Source organism: Mycobacterium kiyosense, from assembly GCA_021654635.1.
GTDB classification, from domain to species: Bacteria; Actinomycetota; Actinomycetes; order Mycobacteriales; family Mycobacteriaceae; genus Mycobacterium; species Mycobacterium kiyosense.
This window is the reverse complement of sequence record AP025179.1, coordinates 1,985,574-2,004,239: the sequence shown is the minus strand read 5'-3', so window position 1 is coordinate 2,004,239 and position 18,666 is coordinate 1,985,574. Positions and strand designations below refer to the sequence as shown.

General features: G+C 61.8%; 21 protein-coding genes, 1 tRNA gene, 1 pseudogene and 1 riboswitch. Of the genes and pseudogenes, 16 read left to right on the top strand and 7 right to left on the bottom strand.

What is annotated here, in order from left to right; translation table 11 throughout:
- Positions 1–24 precede the first annotated feature (24 nt).
- Together L6444_RS09600 and L6444_RS09595 are read left to right on the top strand one after the other, a co-directional pair.
- A tRNA-Arg gene (locus tag L6444_RS09600) sits at positions 25–98 on the top strand.
- 697 nt (positions 99–795) lie between these two features.
- A complete protein-coding gene (locus L6444_RS09595) occupies positions 796–1,032 on the top strand; it encodes a hypothetical protein (RefSeq protein WP_236981964.1) in 237 nt (78 codons plus the stop codon).
- Between the two features lie 382 nt (positions 1,033–1,414).
- Here L6444_RS09595 and L6444_RS09590 read toward each other — a convergent pair whose 3' ends face one another.
- Together L6444_RS09590 and L6444_RS09585 are read right to left on the bottom strand one after the other, a co-directional pair.
- The gene (locus L6444_RS09590; RefSeq protein WP_236981963.1) at positions 1,415–1,627 is read right to left on the bottom strand and encodes a hypothetical protein; all 213 of its coding nucleotides are present in this window, start codon (positions 1,625–1,627) and stop codon (positions 1,415–1,417) included.
- A gap of 135 nt (positions 1,628–1,762) precedes the next feature.
- A pseudogene (locus L6444_RS09585) lies at positions 1,763–2,935 on the bottom strand (hypothetical protein).
- Positions 2,936–3,245: 310 nt separating this feature from the next.
- Between L6444_RS09585 and L6444_RS09580 the strand changes: the two are divergent.
- The 11 genes from L6444_RS09580 (at position 3,246) to L6444_RS09535 (ending at position 11,334) form a co-directional block, all read left to right on the top strand.
- Positions 3,246–3,449, top strand: coding sequence for a DNA-binding protein (locus L6444_RS09580; protein WP_236981961.1), 204 nt, complete (start codon positions 3,246–3,248; stop codon positions 3,447–3,449).
- 39 nt (positions 3,450–3,488) lie between these two features.
- Positions 3,489–4,214 (top strand): hypothetical protein, encoded by a 726-nt coding sequence (locus L6444_RS09575; protein ID WP_236981959.1) that lies wholly within the window; start codon positions 3,489–3,491, stop codon positions 4,212–4,214.
- On the top strand, positions 4,214–4,453 hold the full coding sequence (locus tag L6444_RS09570) for a hypothetical protein (RefSeq protein ID WP_236981957.1): 240 nt from the start codon (positions 4,214–4,216) through the stop codon (positions 4,451–4,453). Before L6444_RS09575 ends, L6444_RS09570 begins: the two co-directional genes overlap by 1 nt.
- Positions 4,454–4,457: 4 nt before the next feature.
- Positions 4,458–5,354, top strand: a complete 897-nt coding sequence (locus L6444_RS09565; RefSeq protein ID WP_236981955.1) for a bifunctional DNA primase/polymerase — start codon at positions 4,458–4,460, stop codon at positions 5,352–5,354.
- A gap of 257 nt (positions 5,355–5,611) precedes the next feature.
- A complete protein-coding gene (locus L6444_RS09560; protein WP_236981953.1) occupies positions 5,612–5,821 on the top strand; it encodes a DNA-binding protein in 210 nt (69 codons plus the stop codon).
- Positions 5,822–6,417: 596 nt separating this feature from the next.
- Positions 6,418–7,995, top strand: a complete 1,578-nt coding sequence (locus tag L6444_RS09555) for a hypothetical protein (protein WP_236981951.1) — start codon at positions 6,418–6,420, stop codon at positions 7,993–7,995.
- A gap of 183 nt (positions 7,996–8,178) precedes the next feature.
- Entirely contained in the window at positions 8,179–9,078 is a 900-nt protein-coding gene (locus L6444_RS09550; RefSeq protein WP_236981949.1) for a hypothetical protein, read from the top strand.
- A gap of 60 nt (positions 9,079–9,138) precedes the next feature.
- A complete protein-coding gene (locus tag L6444_RS30515) occupies positions 9,139–9,414 on the top strand; it encodes a recombinase family protein (RefSeq protein ID WP_459551919.1) in 276 nt (91 codons plus the stop codon).
- Entirely contained in the window at positions 9,350–9,823 is a 474-nt protein-coding gene (locus L6444_RS09545) for a recombinase family protein (RefSeq protein ID WP_459551918.1), read from the top strand. Before L6444_RS30515 ends, L6444_RS09545 begins: the two co-directional genes overlap by 65 nt.
- Positions 9,824–9,965: 142 nt before the next feature.
- Complete coding sequence (locus tag L6444_RS09540; protein ID WP_236981947.1) at positions 9,966–10,709, top strand: hypothetical protein; 744 nt, start codon at positions 9,966–9,968, stop codon at positions 10,707–10,709.
- Positions 10,660–11,334 (top strand): tyrosine-type recombinase/integrase, encoded by a 675-nt coding sequence (locus L6444_RS09535; protein ID WP_236981946.1) that lies wholly within the window; start codon positions 10,660–10,662, stop codon positions 11,332–11,334. The genes L6444_RS09540 and L6444_RS09535 overlap by 50 nt, the downstream gene beginning before the upstream one ends.
- A gap of 5 nt (positions 11,335–11,339) precedes the next feature.
- Here the strand turns inward: L6444_RS09535 and L6444_RS09530 are convergent, their stop codons facing one another.
- The 5 genes from L6444_RS09530 to L6444_RS09510 form a co-directional block, all read right to left on the bottom strand.
- Entirely contained in the window at positions 11,340–12,068 is a 729-nt protein-coding gene (locus L6444_RS09530) for a hypothetical protein (RefSeq protein ID WP_236981944.1), read from the bottom strand.
- The gene (locus L6444_RS09525) at positions 12,065–12,781 is read right to left on the bottom strand and encodes a hypothetical protein (protein WP_236981942.1); all 717 of its coding nucleotides are present in this window, start codon (positions 12,779–12,781) and stop codon (positions 12,065–12,067) included. The genes L6444_RS09530 and L6444_RS09525 overlap by 4 nt, the downstream gene beginning before the upstream one ends.
- Positions 12,782–12,877: 96 nt before the next feature.
- Positions 12,878–13,159 (bottom strand): hypothetical protein, encoded by a 282-nt coding sequence (locus L6444_RS09520; protein WP_236981940.1) that lies wholly within the window; start codon positions 13,157–13,159, stop codon positions 12,878–12,880.
- A gap of 599 nt (positions 13,160–13,758) precedes the next feature.
- Entirely contained in the window at positions 13,759–14,904 is a 1,146-nt protein-coding gene (locus tag L6444_RS09515; protein WP_236981938.1) for a Fic family protein, read from the bottom strand.
- Between the two features lie 109 nt (positions 14,905–15,013).
- Positions 15,014–15,574 carry a DUF6226 family protein gene (locus L6444_RS09510; protein ID WP_236981936.1) on the bottom strand — a complete coding sequence of 187 codons (561 nt, stop codon included), beginning with the start codon at positions 15,572–15,574 and terminating at the stop codon, positions 15,014–15,016.
- 459 nt (positions 15,575–16,033) lie between these two features.
- Here L6444_RS09510 and L6444_RS09505 point away from each other — a divergent pair, with 459 nt between their 5' ends.
- The 3 genes from L6444_RS09505 to L6444_RS09495 all read left to right on the top strand — a co-directional run bounded on the left by L6444_RS09505 (position 16,034) and on the right by L6444_RS09495 (position 18,648).
- A complete protein-coding gene (locus L6444_RS09505) occupies positions 16,034–16,570 on the top strand; it encodes a hypothetical protein (RefSeq protein WP_236981934.1) in 537 nt (178 codons plus the stop codon).
- 33 nt (positions 16,571–16,603) lie between these two features.
- A riboswitch (M-box (ykoK) riboswitch) is annotated at positions 16,604–16,778 on the top strand.
- Between the two features lie 385 nt (positions 16,779–17,163).
- On the top strand, positions 17,164–17,463 hold the full coding sequence (locus L6444_RS09500; protein WP_236981932.1) for a PE family protein: 300 nt from the start codon (positions 17,164–17,166) through the stop codon (positions 17,461–17,463).
- A gap of 18 nt (positions 17,464–17,481) precedes the next feature.
- The gene (locus L6444_RS09495; RefSeq protein ID WP_236981930.1) at positions 17,482–18,648 is read left to right on the top strand and encodes a PPE family protein; all 1,167 of its coding nucleotides are present in this window, start codon (positions 17,482–17,484) and stop codon (positions 18,646–18,648) included.
- The last annotated feature ends 18 nt before the right edge of the window (positions 18,649–18,666 follow it).

Below are 18,666 nucleotides of genomic sequence, written 5' to 3'. Positions count from 1 at the left end.
GTTGGATAGACTGACCTGCGCATTGCCCCCGTAGCTCAGGTGGATAGAGCAAGGGCCTTCTAATCCCTAGGTCGCACGTTCGAGTCGTGCCGGGGGCGCAACAAAAGCGCCAGATCAGAGTGGGTAACTAGCCGAGCTAACAGACGCACTTGCGCCGTCCGCCGGTCGTTACGTCCACACTTTGTCCACACTTTGCGCGGATAGGTTCACTTGGGCGTAGGTGGTGCCGTGGCCGACACGGAAGCCGCGACGGGCACACTCACACCGGCATGCCGAGACTGCACGTGGGTGGCGCACCGGTTGGCTCCGGTGATGTCTACAGCGGTGCGCGGGAGGTTCGGCCCGCAACTTTTCGGGCCGGGCGGGCGGCCTAGGACGAACAGTCGCCCTCCCCGCCGCGACTCTTGGCCTGGTTTGTCGGCGGCACAGCACCTCGCCAGCAGCTAGCCGTGTGGTAAACCGTCCACCCACAACAGGTGTGATATGCATCACACACCACCCTTGGACCGCCCGCTCGACCATGGCGCAAAGCGGGCCGTAATCGCGTTGCCCGCTCAATATAGCCGCTACTTACCGCCGATTGCCGGTTCCGCCGCTGCTGCGAATGATGCAACAGAACAGCTAATAGCTGTGGTAACCACATTCCGTAGAGAAACGCAGTTCACGGCTCCAGGCTCTTACGTGAAGCCCTTGCACAGCTAACTCTCTGGTGCTTACCGTTACGACGGCCCGTAACAACGTGGTCCATCTTCACAATCGGTGAGGATGCCGTGTTTCCATCCGAGAGGAATAGCTGTGTCCTACACCGAGATACCGACCGCGTTACTTGTCGAGGCGGGCAACTTGCTGCCTCACATGGGTTACCTGTTCGAGCAGGCTGAATTCGGCGATATCGAGCTAACGGTTGATCAAGACCAGATGGTTCGGCTATTGCCGTTGATTAGGTGGCTGGAGTACATCGAGGCGAAGTGGAGCGCCGAGGAAATCCTGGACGAAGAGCGCCAGAAGCTTCCTCCCCTTGCGCGGCGGTAGAAAGCTCTGGCCGCACACCGCCGGGACGGTCGTCGCGCATCTTGCTGCCCGAATCGCGGTTCGACTCCGCGACTGGCACTGCTGACCCGCACAACGGTCACGAACATTGATAACTACATAGCGGCAGGATCACACCACCCCGGCCCCTGCCTACGCCGAGATACCACTTGGCCGCCCAGGCGGAATGGAGGAACCCAGGCGGCCAAGTGCGGCGCGCGTCGGGTTACAGGCAGAACCGCGCGCAGCCGGTCTGTTAGGACTTCTTGCGTTGCCTTGCGGAACTTTTAGCGCGGCGGCCGATCTTGCTGCTGCCCTTGGCCTTAGCCTGGCGGGTGAACCTGAGGCGAGCTGCCGCCTGTTTCTTGGTAGCCATTGATGCCTCCTACCGCCGTTCCACGCGGACTTGTGGCGTGCAGTCGGGGGTCAGACCCGAGTACATGCCGCCCTCTGACACCGGTGCCGACTCGAAGCCTCTCGGCACCAGACCCGGTCCCCAGGAGAATTCGCTAGCCTCAGCGTCAAGCTCGTCCATGTCCAGCGGACGGCGAATGTCGTCGCTGCCGCAACCGGAGATGCGGGAACCGGTGCTAGACATCTTGCGAACCTGCTGGCGGGTGAGCATTCGTCTGTGCTGCAACAGGTTCGGAAGTTGAGCCGGCAAGCGCTGCACCGGCCTGTGCCACGGCAACCAGGACATGAGCCAGGTTGCTGCTCAGCCACTCTGACGGGGTCACTTCGGGATCACCGGAACGGTGTATTCACCAGCGACTGCGATCTGGGTGACGCAGGCCTGGCCGCGACGGCGCACACCAACACCGAAGCTACGTTGGAAGTAAGCCCCGGCCAGGGGATATCCAGGCTGCAGTCCGGGAATCGTACGCAGGCCTTGATACTGACGCTGAACGTGCTCGCGGAAACCGATCACGTTGTTGGGGCTATTGGCTCCGTAAGTGGCAACCACCGCGAAGTACCCGGCCGGGATGAAGTCAGACTGGATCACCCACACCGGGCCGTAGGAGCCTTGAACCTTCAGACCGTTGTAGGACTCCGGCGCCACCTGGCCCACGATCTCGTCGGGAGAGAAGTAGGCCGGTGCTCCCTGGGACGGAATGTAATCATGCTTGGCGAAAATGCCGGTCGCGTTTTCTACGCCAGCTTTGAATGTAGACACCACTTCTGCTTCGGCCGGGTTCATCAGCGCCAGCAGCTTGGAGTTGGACTCCACTCCGTAGCCGTGTTCGGTGACCTTGCGAACGGCTGTCTCAAGGTCTGCAGAGTCGATTACCGCGCTCTCACTGACGAGGTAGTGCTGGTGTGGTACCGCAAATTCCTTCCCCAAGTAGGCCGGAGGTTGCAGGCCGTCGCCGTTAAAGAGCCCGAAGACTGGATGGCCCCAGTTGTTTTCGCGCTGCGTTGGGTCAAATAGACGCTCAAGAATGGTGCCGGTGGTGAGCTTGTTGTCGGCATCCAACGCGTAGTTGGCAACCGCGCGGACCTGTTCAGCGGTGCTGTCTCGCAAAAACTTCCACGTCCAGCGGGTCGCCAGGTCGAAGTCCTTGAAGGTTTACCCCATGAGGTGGTAGTTGCTAGGCGGCCGGATGCCCTCTGGCTCACCAAATTCCGACGCTTCCTCGAAGCTGTCGCTGGACCGGCTCTGCGGAATGGCCGATGCAGCATCGGTGGTGTTGAAGGCCATAAGGCTAGTCAAGGCTGACCGTTCGGCGTTCCACGCCTTGATGACTGCGGCTACTTCGGCCCAGATGACATTGAGGTCAACACCATCGGCGGTCACATTGACCAACACATCGCCTTCAGTGCCGTAACCGCCCTCACCGCCAAACGGCGGAAGGCGAAGCGACTGCAAGTCAGTCAGATTGGTTCGTGCGGTGGTGAGAGTGGTCATTGTTGTCTCCGTACAAGTTCGGTGGGGAACCGTGGAACGAAGACGCAAGCGCTGAAGGGACCACTCGCGTCTTCGCGACGGCGGCCTAGCTGACTGCGCTAGCTCTCCTGTAAGGGAGCCGGCCAGATGCCTGGGGACTTGCGCGGCGCGTGTGTCCAATGCCCGTTAACTCGTTATACCCCATCGCGTTTCGGGCCGCGGCCCCCATCTGAGGGTGCGCACGCGCGGGCTAGAGTCGGTTAGAATTTGCCCCAGTGGCCATGTGTCACGGCCGATTTCGTAAAGCAGAGTCAGAGAGCGCATTACAGCCATGACAAGAACCGCGTCGTTTCCCAAGTTCCTCAACCTGCAAGAGGCCGCGCGTTACCTCAATTCGCTGGGGTTCGCAGCGGCCACGGTGGAGACCGTGAAGTACCACGCCTACTACACCGGCAAACTGTCGCGGCCGAAGATCGTTGGTCGCAAGGCCTATTGGAGCCGAGAAGCCCTGGACGCCCTAATCGAGGCGCTGTGATCACCGGGTACCGACCTGGACCGAATGTAAAGGAACACAATGCTTGACGACGACGAGTTCGACGCTGATTTGCAGAATCGCGTGGACGCCGCGCTGCGGGCCGGTGTGAGGGCTTCCGGCATACCCTGGCAGCCGTTTACCGACGTCCAGAAACGCGAAGCAAACGCCTACGGTGCGGCCATGGCGGCTGTGGCAGCAATCCACATCTGCGGCATTCTGGACGCCAACGGCGATTACGACGACCTGTCGGCATACGACACCTGCGACACTAGAAATCCCGACACCGGCAAGCTTGTGCCCCAGGGTGACCAGATCCCGCAGATGTTGGCCTCTGAGCGGTTCCGCCAATACCTGGAAGACTGCGAAGAAACGGGCGAACGACTCCTCGATACGCGCCGAGCACCCGGCTACGTCGAAACCGATCCACTCACCGCGAACCGCCTGTATGTGCTCACCACTCGCAGCAACCACGCTGTGGCACTGGAGATCCCTTACGACTGGCCGGGTTACCTGCGTCAAGAGCTCGGCAAAGTCACCAAATGCAATGTCCATCTGCTGCACCGCTGCTACGACCACCAGGTCACCGAAGCCGTAAAGACGCTGGTATACAAGCGCGGCGAATATGTGTACGCGTGGAAGATCTGCGATGAGTGCCTAGATGCCTTGAGCTGGGTGAGCTTCACTCATCCCGACTACGCGGGTCCGCTGCACAAGTGGGTCGACAACCGCAAAGGGGAGCCGCGTGAAGACCCCTGGCTTGTCTAGTGTTCGAGAAGGAACGAATCGTGCACCTACACAATCGGGGCTACTGCACCGGGTACATCAGCCTGCGCCTGGACGTGTCGAGCGATTTGGTGCGGGCCGTGGTTGCTAAGCACGCGGCACTTGTGGCAATTGCGGCCATGAAGCCCGATGCCGTTCGAGCAGCACGGCGCGCCAAGGCCGAAAGTAAGCGCGCGAAAGCTTTACGGCTGCTCGCCGAAGCCGACTCAGTACTGAGGTGATGAAGTGTCGCTGTCGTTTCCGGATACCACCGGCCTGGACGTGTTTGACGCCGCCGTGGAGTACGCTGCCCACGGTATCCCGGTGGCACCGTTTGACCCGGCCAAAGGCAAGGGCAAATCGTGCTGGAACCTGGTCGGCTACCGCGACATCACTACCGACGCAGCCCGGCTGCTGCGGTGGCGAGAACAGTTCGGCCCCTTCAAAGCTCTTGCCACCTCTCCTGGCCAGTTCGGCTGTGTGGTGATCGACGTTGACCGGCCGCACTCCACTCCCCGGCACCTGCGTGGACATCTGGCCGCTGCTGTGTATGTCAACACCCGGCCGGATGAGAGTCCGAACCGGGGACACTATTGGTTTCGTCTGCCGCCCGGCCTGCACCTAGGCAACCCAACGCTGCCGTTCGGAGAGGTCCGCTGCTTGGGCGGCGGTGTTGTACTGCCTCCCTATGGCAACCGCCGCATTGTTCGTGTTGGTGAACCGCCGGCTGTGCCTGACCAGCTGACCGATTACCTAGCAGCACATACGGTTCAGGCAGGGGCTGGGGTGGTGGGTGGCGACACCAGGACCACCGTGGGCCAGTTCTGCACCCGCTACACCGGCAACGCCAGACCCCACAAGATTGCCGCCCTGGTGAAGCTGCACGCCGTGTTGCTGCGGCGCGGCAGAAGTCCCCACGACGCTATGCGGGAAGCGCTCAAGGTGGGGCTGTCGGAAGCGCGCATTGGCTATGTACCCGCCAGAACCGTGATCCGCACGCTGCGGGAGCACTGGGACCGCGACCGGCAAGAATTCACCCGCTTAGTCCACTGGGCCATTGGAGTGGCAGAAAGCAGCAACGCCGACCGTCTACAGCTGAAAAGTGACCGGTGCTCCGGCACCGACTCCCGAGAGTATGCCTAACAAGCGGCTGCTCTAGCGACCGTCTGGCTGTTCACAGGTGCTGTGATGGCCGGGCTGTGTCACAGGAATCTGGGGCCATCCGAGTGATTGCAGATGCTGTAACAGCGATAATTCGCAATAGAGGCACCGTAAAGCGTTGGAGCACAATAGCTTACGGCGAGAAACTGCTGCTTCCTGCGCGTTCGTCGGCTAACGTCTGATTTACCACGGGGTTCCTGGGCAACCGGCCCGGCCCGGTAAGTCATTGGAGAGTAGTAATGTCTGCGCCAGCACAGCAGTTCTATGACCGCGCGGAAGTAGTCGCCATTGCACACGCGCGCGGCCTCAAGCACATCACTGAGAAGTCCGTCATTACGGCCGCCTACGAAGGGCGCAAGCCACTCAAGCGTACCAAGGTCAACGGCCGGATCTACTACGCCCACAACGATGTTGAGGCGTGGCTAGCTGGTGACCGGATCGTGGACTGACTGCCATGCCAAGGGACATCGACGGCCTAATCGACGCCATCGATCAGTTGGTTGACAACCAATTGACGCACGACCAAGACGATTATCACGCCCCGTATGCGTTGCAGTGTCTACTCTGTCGTGACGAATGGCATGGTCTTCCGGACAGTTCGGGCTGTCCCGGCAGCGAAGGCTACGCCAAAACCGTTGAGGTGGACGGTGGAACGTCGTGCGAAGACTTACGGTTACAGGTTGAACACCAATTCACCGAAGCATTCGCACACCTGAACGCACTGAATGACGAGGTGCACAGCGGATCTGGATCTGCCGAAGATCTCCAAGCGCTACTCACGGACATGCAAGCTCACGGTGTCTACAGAGTCGCCGGATGCACGGTAAGTGCTGATTCCCAGTGCTATTGGAAGTTCGTCGCATTGCCCGACCAACGGAGGCGCGCTCACAGCTAGTGGCCGATGAAACCCATCCGCATGTTGCTTGAAATTTTACGCCGAGGAAGGCGAGGAAATGAAAGACGTTCGTACTTAACGCAATAGTGTGCCCCGCTCCAATCTTGCTGGAAGAGAACGGGGCACACCGAATCGAAGGTAGAAGCGATTATGCCAGACCCGACCGCCAGTGTCGCCGCCGATGACGGCGCTGGGCAGCCTACTAATACGGAAGTTTGGCCCGAGGCCGGTATCGACGAAGACGGCGACGACGACGATCAAGGTCCGCACCTAGGTGGTGGAAAGCCTAATCAGGCAACGTTGCTCGTCCAGATGGCAGAGGACAAGTACGGATTCGGTGTGACGCCGGACGGTAAACCCTTCGCCTACAGCTTGGACGCGCAGCACGTTGCGCTGAACCTCAAAGGCAACCAGCTGGGTCTGCGTCAACGGTTGTCGGCCGAGTACTACGACAAGTTCGGCGTTGCGGCCGCGCAGGCATCGTTGGCGGCGGCGATGAACGTCATGGAAGGCAAGGCGTTTAACGAGAAGCCGACTCAGCTATACGTGCGGGTGGCCGGTGACCGCAAGGCCGTCTATATCGACATGGCCGACAAGCACAACCGGGTGATCAAAGTCAGCGGTGGGCGGTGGGAGGTTGTCACCGAGTGTCCCTACACCTTCCGTCGCACCCAGAACACCGGCGCTATGGAGGAACCGCAGCGCGGCGGCAAGGTGGGGACATTGTTCCGGTATCTGCACGTAGCCAAGGAAGACCGAAAGCTGGTGCTAGGCCTTCTGGTTGACGCCTTAATCAACCCCAATACCGCCAAGCCCATCACCCACTTTTGCGGGGAGCACGGCACCGCCAAGTCCGGCAGCACCACATGTTTCGCCTCCCTGATCGACCCGACAGTGCTGCCACACCACGGCCCACCCAAAGACCTAATCACCTGGGCCACTACCGCATCCGCGAGCTGGGTGGTGGCGTTAGACAACATCTCTGCCGTGCCGGATTGGTTGTCGGACGCGATGTGTCGCACCGCAACCGGCAGCGGCCTGTCCAAGCGCTCGCTGTATACCGACGATGATCTGTCCATCCTGGTGTTCCGCCGCGCCATTGTCATGAATGGCATAGCGCTGGACAAAGTCCGCGGCGACTTCGCCGACCGCCTAGTGTCGTTTGAGTTGCAAGTCATCCCGGAAGAACAGCGCCTGTCCGAAGAAGAAATCGCCGAGCGCTGGCCGACAGATGCACCGGCAATCTTGGGCGCGGTACTGGATATCGCGGCCGAAGTGCAACAAGCTTTGCCGCACCTTGAGCCGCAGCCCCTTCCGCGTATGGCTGACTTTGCCCGTGTCCTGGCGTGCCTGGACAAGCTCAAGAACAGCAACTGCCTGACGCTGTACCGCGCCAGGGTCAGCCGAGCGCTGAGCGACACCATCGGCGATAACCCGTTTATCGCCTTCCTGGTCGACAAGCGCTACACCACACCGAACAGCGGTGCCACCTCCAGTGAGATCCGCAAACAACTGGACAGCCGGTACCCGATCAACCCTCGGCCCAGCGAGTGGCCACGGTCACCCAAAAGCGTCACGGCGCTGCTGAAACGCAACGCCCCGGGACTGCGTGCTGCGGGCTGGACCGTGGAAGACGATGGCGCACAGAACGAAAGCAAGGTGACACGGTGGTTCATCATCCCGCCAGCAGCAGCCGAAACCGGTACGGACGGCAAGGAGAACGGCTAATGCGACCGACGCGCAACCAGATGCTGCTACACGGGCAAACGGGGGAAAATTTTCCCCGTGACACTTTAACTCTGACGCCGCCCTGCCTGCCCTCTCCCTTTTCAGAGCTAAGCCGTGACGGGGAAAAATTTCCCCCGTGTCCCCGTGAAGCACTAGAGAAACGGCCTGCAAGGAGCAAAGGGCATGCGTAATAACGATCAACCCGAAATCATCGATGTAGAGGCGGAAGAGCTTCCAGAGGACAGAAACCTCCCGGCAGTCATAGAGACGCCGGTACGGACCTATCGAAGCGATGAACCAATACGGGAACAGCGAGATTGGCCGCAGGGCCCCTCTCCGGAAAGACGCTGCGGAGCGCATCGGAAGAACGGCGACAGATGCAAGAACGCCGCTATCAAAGGCGGTACCGTCTGCCGCTATCACGGCGGTGCTGCCAAACACGTCAAAGCTGCTGCCAGAGCACGTATCGAGAACGCTGCCGATCTGATGGCCCGCGAGCTTCTCGGTATCGCTCTCACCGCCGACAACGAGTCCGTCAAGCTGGCCGCCATCCGCGACGCCCTGGACCGCGCTGGCCTGAAGGCACCTGCCGAAGTCGTGCTGTCCCAGGGCGAAACCAAACCCTATGAGACAGTATTCGACTCTATCGGCGGTGATCCCCAGACGGCCGGATACCCTAGTGCCGCAGTGCCAGAAGGCAGTTCAGCCGGCGTCGATGCCTCCCCAGCCCCTGCCTACGACCCATACGCCGACAGCAGTCAGGCAGGTGCCGGGGCAGGTGTATCCCCAGACGCCACTACGGGATACGGTTCGGCCGGTTACGAAGCTGACGAGCACGCGCAGCCGTCTTCTGACACCGGGCCGCAACAACAGGGCAGGCCGCGCTCCAGCGACCGCGACAGGCGCAACCAGCGGGCCGAGCGGCACATCACCGGCGAGGCTGCCATCCGCGCCGCCAACTGGGCAAACGCCGCGATGGCAGAAAGCCACGGCCTGCCGTGGGGGAGAGTCGGCCCGGCCACGCCGGTAGTGACGAGTTTGCCCAGGTCGGACATTGTAGCCACGGTTGTACCAGTCGGCTAAAACTTAAGGCGTAAGGCGCAACCGCTCGGTTACGCCCCACATCAGGAAGGGACAGGCAACATGCCGACGAAGGCAGGAACACCAGAACCGATGCAGCCGTTAATGTTTGGCTACACACGGGTGAGCACCGACGAGCAAGCCGACAGGCGTAACGGATTAGAGGCACAGGCCGAAACCATCGGTGCTGAGGCCACTCGACGCGGCTGGAACGTAGAGCACTTCGCCGACGAGGGGGGTATCCGGAAAGGCAATCGGCCCGAAGCTCGCGGAAGTGTTGCAGCTGTTGGCTTCTGGGCAGGGAGACGGTCTGGTGGTTGCCAAGCTGGACCGGCTTAGCCGATCAATCGTCAACGCCGCCAACATCATCGAAGCAGCACAGGCACAAGGGTGGTCGCTGGTGATTCTGGATCTGGGCGTGGACCTGACCACAGCAGCAGGCCGGATGATGGCCATGAACCTGGTCAACTTCGCCCAGTACGAACGCGAGTTGATATCGGAACGAACGAAATCCGCTCTTGCCGCCAAGAAGCGCAGAGGCGAACGAATCGGAAGGCCTAGAGCTGCATCGGCTTCGGTGGTGCGGCGAATAGTGCAGGACCGCAACGCCGGCTGGACTTATGACGCTATCGCTTCCGCGCTCACCGCTGAGAAAGTCCTATCACCACTAGGCAATCCGGTGTGGCAACCGTCTACTGTGCGGCGCATCTACGCCAGCGCCACGGCATCAACGGCGGTGTCGGCATGAAGCGCAAACGTCGGCAGGACGGCCAGGAAGACCCGGAACGCCAACAGCCAGAGCCGACGTGCTGGGGCATGGCGGACATACCCGATGAACTGCTGGAAGCCCTTACAGACGAGGACTCGTCATCAGAAGAGGGGACTCGGTAATGGCCGCGACGATCCGTAAGCGCGAAACCGGCAAGCTGGACAAGCGTGGCAACCCCCTACTGACGTATCAAGTCCGGTGGCGCGAACCGGTACGAGACCAATTCGGCGTTCCGACAGGCAAGCACCGTCACCGTGGCGAAGCCTTCCCCACTGAGGAACAGGCCAATGCCCGAAAGGCCAAAGTCGATCAGGCTCTAGCCGAGATGCGGCTGGACCCCGGTGAAGCGCGAGACCTGGCCGCTAAGCCGCTGGGACAGTACGCGAGCCAGTTCTTCGACGGCCTTGCCGGAACTATCGACGCCGACACCGTGGCCAAGTACCGCGCGAACTATCTGCTGTACGTAGCGCCGACTCTGGGTCCCCGCCCGGTTGCCTCCATTCGGGTGGCAGACGTCAAGAAGCTGCGTTCCGAACTGGCCTCTACTACGTCCGCCAGGACCAAGCGGCCCTTGAGCGCCGGAACGATCAAGCACGCAGTTTCGGTGCTGCGGATGATCCTGGACACCGCAGTGGAGAACGAAGCCATCGCCACTAATCCGGCCGCTGTGCGGCTTCCTAGTCTGCGGCGGCACCGTGACTTCACCGAGGGCAAGCGTTACACCCGCCTCACGGTGGAACAGGTAGCAACCGTTGCCCAGTGGATCGCTACCGAGCACCGCACCACCGGCGTTCGCCAAAAACGGCCGCAAGTTCGTGGCGATCAAGCCCGCCAACCCGGTGTACGCGCTGGCCGTGCTGTTTAGCGTTGCTACAGGAGTGCGCGCCAGCGAATTGCAAGGCCTGGAGGTTGGCGACCTGGTCTTGAGCACCCTCCCCGGCACCTGCGGAACCGCGACGGTGGCTCGCAAGAAACGGGCACCTGCCTGGACAGCGGAGCCGCTGAAGACCGAGAACGCCTATCGGACAGTGCCGCTGGACCCGTGGTTAGCCGACGATATGCGGGACTATCTGGCGAAGGTACACCAGGACGCCGATAACCCGCGCGCTCCCCTGTTCCCTGGCCGCTTCGCAAAGGCCGCTGCATCTACGGCTGGCCGCAATACCGGTGACAGCGCCGACCGGTTCGATTGGACCCGGCCGATAGACGAGCAGAACGTGTACAGGCGGTTCTGGCTGCCCGCCCTAGACGCCCTAGGGTTTCCGCACTCCCGGTGGCACGATCTGCGGCATAGCGCAGCCGTGTCCACATTGGCCACAGAGCACGTTCGGGACGTGAGCCGATGGTTGGGTCACGCCAAGATCAGCACGACCATGGACATCTACGCGGCGGTGCTCAAGACCGAGACCGGCGGAAAATCTAGCCCCACTACCCGGCCGGTGCCGCTGCCAGCGGACAACGTAGTGCCGCTACAGCGGAAAGCACAGTAGAGGTCTCAGTCGTCTGGGTCAGGATCATCTTGAATGACCCCTAGATCCCTCATGAACTCTTCGTTTTCCTGTACCGCCTCACGGTATTCCTGTTCCCGTCGGCGACGCTCGTCATCGCCAGTGGCCGTATATACCCAAACACCTTTGTCGTCGCGGCTGTAGCTCTGGAGCGTGCCCGCGATCTCATACAATGCCTTCTCGACCGTTTTGCCCTTGTTCTCCGTGATCCACGTTGTGTTCCAGAACATTTTGATGTCCAACGAGATTGGATTGCGGAAGCTAGGTTTGTCCGGACTCATCTTGTCGTCGAATTCCACGTGACCGACAAACTGATCTTGCAGCGTTCCCTTATGCTTTGCTCTCCGCTCGGCGGAATCCCACACTGTCCGCCATTCTTGGCCAGGAGCGAGCACCGCAATGCTTTCCGGTACGTAAAGGTTTTTCACCTCCTCACCGGTGTGCAGGTTAGTGTATGGCGCCACCTGTAACGGCGGGATTTTCAACCGGATGTTGTAGGCCGTCGTCTGTCCAAAGTTCTTGATTACCAAATCCATATAGCGCCGTACTTCGTGGCGGTCGACGTACACAACGACATCCGGTTGTGCAATGCGTTCGCGGGTTAGACGAGCTTGTTGTAGCTGGCCACGGGCGTAGATCAATGCCCAACTCGCCACGACAACTGTTGCAAATTGGTTTACAGCAGCTACTGCGGCCCAATTCGGTGCGGCAGTCACGCCGGAACCTTATCGGTCCGCACCGGTTGGCTAGTGTCGGTACGTCGCCACTGATAGCCGGCCTCATCTTCATATTCAATCGTTATGCGTAACTTGAACATTGGGTCGGTGGTCGTGTAGGCCATTAGAGCGCTCTGGTTCGGCCCAAGTGTCCGTTGCCACTCCGTAACGAAATGACCGACCATGGCTTCTTGCATCGCCTGTTTCACAGCGGGCGCAAGCTGGTTCGTTAGTTGTTGAGCGGCACCCTGCGGAATTATGCGGCCGATGCCGGACTGCTGGAAAGCGCCCTGCAGTGATCCAGACATCGCACCGCGAATCGCCTTTTCGAAAGCTTGGTCGGCTGGCAGGGTGTTGTTGGATTGCTGACAGGCATTCGGCACGACATCGCCGTTGTTATCCACAGCATCTACGTCAACGGACAAGATGGTTGCTGCAGCGTTGCTAACGTTTTCGATCTTGACCGTCCACCAGGTGTTGCCAAACATCGGCGTTCGTACACAACCAGGGACAATTTTGCGCGCCTGCGCTGCAACGCGTTCTGTCTCTGCCCGATTAAGCGCATCCATCTGCGCTTCATGCCGCTTACGCTCTTCAGCGGCCTTTTTCGGTTCTCGACGAACTGCCACGTACAACGCGATCAGCACACCGACCGTAGTCGAAATTGCGCCAACGGCTTGTGCGATCGATAGCCAGATAGGTGGGTTGCTCATGGGGACCTCCGGTGTCGAGACGCACCCTAGCCCGCAGGTACGACACTCTTTGGAGGGAAACGCCGCAAGCGCCAGAAGACTCCCAGCACGCAGCCCTCAGTAGTTCTCCGGAAGGGAGAAGCCGTTGCACATGGGGTTATCGTGATACCGGACAGAGCCGAACGCCTTTTTCACCAGGTCATTGGCCTGGTTGTATGTCATGTTCGGATACCGCTGAAGCATGTTGAGGGCGTAGTGGTCGCTCGGATCATAGGGATTGATGCTGTAAGCCATCACGGCTTCGCAGACTTCGGCGTTAATGTCAGCGTGTGCCGTTGGCGCGAGCCCCACGGCCATACCAGCACTCACCACGGCTCCAATGATCAGCTTCTTGCTCATATCCCGTTCCCGTCTGCTGCACTGGCCCCCAAGAATCGTGCAGGCCGTTGTGGCGTGTCAATGGCCCGCCGTCGCCATTTGCGGCCCTGTACCGGGCGCACCGCTAGCTTTCCGAGACACCAGCAAACCCGCCGTGGACACACCGCGTCCACACGGCCCGCAAAGTTGCTGGGGTTTCCCGCCACCTGGTGTTTTGCGGATAGCTCTTCAGCACCGGTTTGCTGGCATTACAGCAGCCTAGAAACGCAGGCCAATACAGCCTCTGCAACGCGAGCGGCAGGCATTGCAGCGGTTGCTAGGAGCTCGCCAGCAAACGCCGAAAAGTGCTTCTAATCCCTAGGTCGCACGTTCGAGTCGTGCCGGGGGCGCTCGCCAGGTGTGGTGTCTAGTCATACTGAATAACCGCAGTCGACGTTTACAGCGGACCTGAGCTGGGTGACGGTCCATCGCCCAGGCCAGCCGGCGGTAAGCGCGGACGCGACGGCTTCTTGCATTGCTCGAATTGCGTCGGCGTCCCGCACCTTGTTACCGCCACCGGGCAGTGAGCCGAATCTCGCGTGACAGCCGGGCCGCCCGATGGCGGCGGCAAGGGGGCTTGCTCAGCCTCGTCGGCCGGCGCGTTCGGCGAAAGCATCAAGCGCAGCAAGCACCTCGGTTGCGCGCCACGCGCGATTTCGTGACTGGTCCGTGAATTCGACGATGATCCCTGCCTTGATCAACGGGTCCAGATAGCGGTAGACGTTGCTCATCGGGATGTTCAGTTCACGGGTCACTAGTTTCGCGTTGATGACAGGACGTTTGATCAGCAGGTCGGGAATACGGTGGACGGCGGAATCCCGGCGAGCGGTGATCTTCGATGCCCAGGATTCCCTGATGGTTCGTAAGTCGCTCACGAGGTGGCGGCCGTTGTCGACTGCGAGGATCGATGCGGCAGAGAGCCTTTCGACGATCGGGCTGGGGTCACCCTCGCGGTATGCGGTCAGCGCCTGGAAGTAGGAATCGGTGTCAGTGAGCAACCCCGCCGAGACGGGGACGGTGACCTGGCGAGTCAGTCGCTTGTTGCGCAACATCGCCTGGATCAGCGCTCTGCCGGTGCGGCCATTTCCGTCCGGAAACGGGTGAATTGTCTCGAACTGCGCATGCGCAATAGCGATCTGGGGAAGAACGGGGATGTCGTCGCGTCCGGCGAACCGGATCAAGTCGTCGATGGCGCCCGGGACCCGACTGTGCTGCGGTGCGATGAAGTCTGCGCCACGGGGACCGAAATCGCCGCCACCAATCCACACCTGCTCGGTTCGCCACCTGCCGGCGATGTCCGGATTGCTGGCGTTCATCAGCGCAGCGTGCATCGCAAGGATGGCGGCACCGTCGATGCGATCAGCTAGTGCGACGGCGGCTTGCATGGCCTCGGTGTTGGCGACGATCACCGAGGCGTTGCGGCGGCTGGAATGTCCGAGAGTCTCGGCCTCGGCGATGGCGCGCGCTGAAGCGGTCAGGTTCTCTATCTTGGAGCTGGCCGCCGATTCCGACCGGAGCAGCACCGAGGCAAAGGGTGCAATCTCGTCACCGAGTTCCGCGTCGAAGCGGGCGATCTCCTGGCTGGCCTCCTCTGCATCGGCAAGGATGCGGGAGGGAAGGGAGACCCCCAGATTTTCGACCTCTGCAGGAATCGCTGCCTGGTAATCACCGGACTGCCGTTGCGCTGCCCGCACATTCTGACGCCCGTATCCGGCCTCGGTTGGCATGCCCCATGTCAAGGTCTCGTACGCAACGGCGGTCGTAGCGGGATGTGATGACACCCGAGCAGAGTATCATCACTTAGATAATTAACTGATAATAAGAAGTCCGGGTAGATCAGTCGGCGCCGACACGCTGCGGCCATGGCGACCAGCGTCTCTCGTCCCCGCCGAATGCCCGCCGCAGCGCGTCGCGCTGCGGCACGTCGACCGGCGTGGGGTTCCAACTCGTGCCGGTGGGAAACGCGTACCAACGCTCGTGCCACCATCCTTGCGCCTGCACGATTCGCTCGCCGAAGTCGCCGGCAGCGCACACCTCGGCGTAGTCATGAAGCTGTTCCGCGCATCGCTCGACTGCCTCGTCGCAAGCGTCACATCCACACGCTGGCAGACCCACGCTGCAGTCATCGCCCATCCGAACGAGCAGCCCCGGAAAATCGTCGAACACGACGGTCAACGGTGACGCTGCCGCATCGGCCGGCACCAGTCGAACGACGGGCACTGCTGAAGCGCTGTGCTGATCGGCCTCCGTGCTCACCTCGCGGGCCACCTCGAAACGCCGCTCCAGGTCATCCAGCAGGGCCCGCGCGATGTCGTGCAGAACCCGGTAACGCTCTGCATTGGTGACCCGGCCATAAGCCTCCTGAGGCGGCCCCTGGTTTGCCGACCGATCGTCCACCGGGCCATTCTCCTCGAGTCAACCGAGTATGCACACCCGACCCGCAACACCACTTGACCCTATCGGGGCCGAGCTGTTCGTCGCGCAATGTGCCTGGAAGCGTCGCCCAACGCGACGTGCCTCTTGCTGTCTCCGGTCGATCCGTGAACAATCCCCTGCCCGCCGGGTATCCCGAGCCGGCACCAGCCCGCCAACCCGGATTCACGCCGACCTGTCAGACATCCCACAGCGTAAATACCCTGTGTATCAGCTAGATTCAGCATGCGACTGGTGGTCGAGGTAGCACGACAGTGAACGCTGGGGGTGTCTCAGATGATCAGGTCGTGGCGGTCGATCAAAATTCGGCGGATCCGCTCCTGGCTGGCGGTCAGCGCGGCCGCGGCGCTGATCCCGTGGATCACCTATCTCGCATTCACCCTGCCGCAGAACTACGCGGCCCGTAACTGGGGGACGACGTGGGTGGGCTTCGACATCCTGCTGCTGGCCTTCATGGTCGCAACCGCCGTGACCGGCTTCATCCGCCATCAGCTACTGACACTTTTCGCGTTCACCACCGGGGTTCTGCTGATCTGCGACGCCTGGTTCGACGTCATGACCGCCGAGGACACCGACCGGCTGATCGCGGTGCTTGCTGCCACGCTGGGTGAGCTGCCGCTGGCGACGATCCTGATCGGTGGCACGTTGCGGATCATGCGGCTGCAGCTTCCCCCCGTCGTCCCGAAAGTTTCTGCGTTACCGGGCTTTACGACCGAAACGGCCCCGGGTTGGGAGCAAGGTCCGGAAGCCGAGCATGACAGGCAGCTGACTGCCAGAACATTCACAGCAGTTTGGCACTCTTTCCGCAACAAAGGCAGCCGGCGCCGACCCGCCGCATCGAGACACCGAAGTCAATCCCGAAGCGCCACAATCGGAAAGCCTCAGACCGCCGCCGAAGCCCTCGATCCGCGAAGGTGTCCACCCGGTGAACTCTGGCGGCCTTCGATGCCGCTCGCTTGACTCGCCAACCGGACAGTGCCACCATGGCCTACGCAAGCACCTCGCTAGGTGAGGCGTCTGCACGGACACAGGCCACTGACCTCGAACGTCGAAAGACGCCCCGGGTCAGGACAGCTCTTCCCGGCTTAAGGGTTGAGCCCAAGTGGCTTCCGGCTCGACCAGTCGGATACGCCGTGTGGTGCCAAAGCTCTGACGAGAGGGGTGCCGCACCTGGGCTTTTCGGGCCTGGGAGCATCTCCCCGTCGTGCAAGATATGGCATCCCCGCATGCCGCGGCCGTGAGGAGGTGAGGCGGAATGAGTCCCGACGATAGTCCGTATCCGAGACCGGCGACCACCTTCCTTCGCCCATCTCGGTTCTTCCCACACTCGTAATCGGCTGGCCCCGAGGGATTCTTCCGCACGCCGGTGCGTCGACGGACTGTGTCGGCGTGCGCGGAAAAGCTCGATGTCGCCTGCCCTTTGGCAATCTGACGCGCCGGCTACGCGCGCCGCTCACTTTGAGTGGAGTTGCATTCGTTACACACCTGGATTGATCGACCCCGAAGCACTTCAGATCTGTTCTATTGCACTAAATTTCGTTAGGAGAAATCCAATGGCCTTTGTCACTGCACGGCCGGAGTCGTTGGCCGCCGCCGCCAGTCGTCTGCAGCAGATCGGCTCGGCGCTGGAAGCCCAGCACGCCGCCACGGCGACCCCGATGACCGGGGTGGTACCCGCCGCAGCCGATGAGGTGTCGCTGTTGACGGCAGCCAAATTCGCCACCCACGCGCAGACTTTTCAGTCGATGAGCGCGCAGGCCGCAGCGATGCATCAGCTGTTCGTGTCCACGTTGCAGACCAGCGCCGGATCGTATGCAGCCACCGAATCGGCCAACGCGGCAGCGGCTCGCTGAAGCATATGAGGGGGACAAATGTACGACTTCGCGGCGTTGCCGCCGGAAATCAATTCGGCCAGAATCTATTCCGGCCCCGGGTCCGGGCCGATGCTGGCCGCAGCCTCGGCATGGAGCACTATCGCCGCTGAAATGCGTTCCGCGGCGGCCTCCTACGGCTCGGTGGTCGACGAGCTCACCAGCGTCGGTTGGTTCGGTCCCACGTCGGTGTCGATGCTGGCGGCGGCCCTGCCGTACGTAGACTGGCTCAGCACCACGGCGACCCAGGCCGAGCAGGCCGGTAGCCAAGCCGCCGCGGCAGCGACCGCTTACGAGACCGCATTCGCCACCACTGTGCCGCCGGTGGCCGTCGCGGCCAACCGCACCGAGCTCGCGATGCTGGTGGCTACCAACGTCTTCGGACAGAACACGCCGGCCATCGCTGCCGCCGAAGCACAGTACGCGGAGATGTGGGCTCAAGACGCCGCCACCATGAACGGTTACGCCACCGCATCCGATGTCGCGTCGTTGTTAGCGCCGTTCACCGCGCCGCAGTCCACCAGCACGCCCGACGGTACGTCGCAGCAAGCCGACGCCGTCGCCCAAGCAGCCCAGACGCCGGCGGGCACGGCACAGTCAGTGGTTTCCTCGGCCACGTCGAGTACGGGTCAGGCAACGTCCGTCGGATCAGTCGCGTCGTATCTCACCGGCCTGCTGAACGGCTCGGACAACTCGGCAGTGGGCACCTTCCTGGGCGGGAACTTCGCCAGTACCGGCCTCCTCAACGGTGCGATCGCGGGCGGACCGTTCAACCCGGAGTTCCTGCTGCAAACCATCGCGGGGTTCTACCCGCAGGCTTGCGTCGACTCCGGAATTGCCGAAGTGGCTCCGCACCTGGCGGAGTTGAAGTCGGCGACGCTCGTCTCGCCGGAACTGGGCATGGGTGCCGCCGCCGGCATGGGCCACGCCCGCTTGGTGGGCAACCTGTCGGTGCCGTCCGGCTGGACGTCGGCGGCCAACGTCTCACCTGCCGGAACCGCTTTGCCGGCAACCGGTCTCGGCGACATCGGGTCGAGTGCAGGCGGCGCGGGCGGACCGGGAGCCTATCCCGGGCCGCTGGTGGGCGCCGGCCGGCGGGCTCGTCGCGCCATACCCAAATACGGTTTCCGACCGGTCGTGATGCCACGTCCACCGGCCGCCGGATAACGAGACGTCAGGAGACCG

Coding starts and splice junctions, on each gene's coding strand:
- L6444_RS09550 (WP_236981949.1), top strand. CDS start 8,179: ATGCGTAATAACGATCAACCCGAAATCATCGATGTAGAGGCGGAAGAG.
- L6444_RS09520 (WP_236981940.1), bottom strand. CDS start 13,159: ATGAGCAAGAAGCTGATCATTGGAGCCGTGGTGAGTGCTGGTATGGCC.
- L6444_RS09495 (WP_236981930.1), top strand. CDS start 17,482: ATGTACGACTTCGCGGCGTTGCCGCCGGAAATCAATTCGGCCAGAATC.
- L6444_RS09575 (WP_236981959.1), top strand. CDS start 3,489: ATGCTTGACGACGACGAGTTCGACGCTGATTTGCAGAATCGCGTGGAC.
- L6444_RS09560 (WP_236981953.1), top strand. CDS start 5,612: ATGTCTGCGCCAGCACAGCAGTTCTATGACCGCGCGGAAGTAGTCGCC.
- L6444_RS09500 (WP_236981932.1), top strand. CDS start 17,164: ATGGCCTTTGTCACTGCACGGCCGGAGTCGTTGGCCGCCGCCGCCAGT.
- L6444_RS30515 (WP_459551919.1), top strand. CDS start 9,139: ATGCCGACGAAGGCAGGAACACCAGAACCGATGCAGCCGTTAATGTTT.
- L6444_RS09555 (WP_236981951.1), top strand. CDS start 6,418: ATGCCAGACCCGACCGCCAGTGTCGCCGCCGATGACGGCGCTGGGCAG.
- L6444_RS09590 (WP_236981963.1), bottom strand. CDS start 1,627: ATGTCTAGCACCGGTTCCCGCATCTCCGGTTGCGGCAGCGACGACATT.
- L6444_RS09525 (WP_236981942.1), bottom strand. CDS start 12,781: ATGAGCAACCCACCTATCTGGCTATCGATCGCACAAGCCGTTGGCGCA.
- L6444_RS09515 (WP_236981938.1), bottom strand. CDS start 14,904: ATGCCAACCGAGGCCGGATACGGGCGTCAGAATGTGCGGGCAGCGCAA.
- L6444_RS09540 (WP_236981947.1), top strand. CDS start 9,966: ATGGCCGCGACGATCCGTAAGCGCGAAACCGGCAAGCTGGACAAGCGT.
- L6444_RS09580 (WP_236981961.1), top strand. CDS start 3,246: ATGACAAGAACCGCGTCGTTTCCCAAGTTCCTCAACCTGCAAGAGGCC.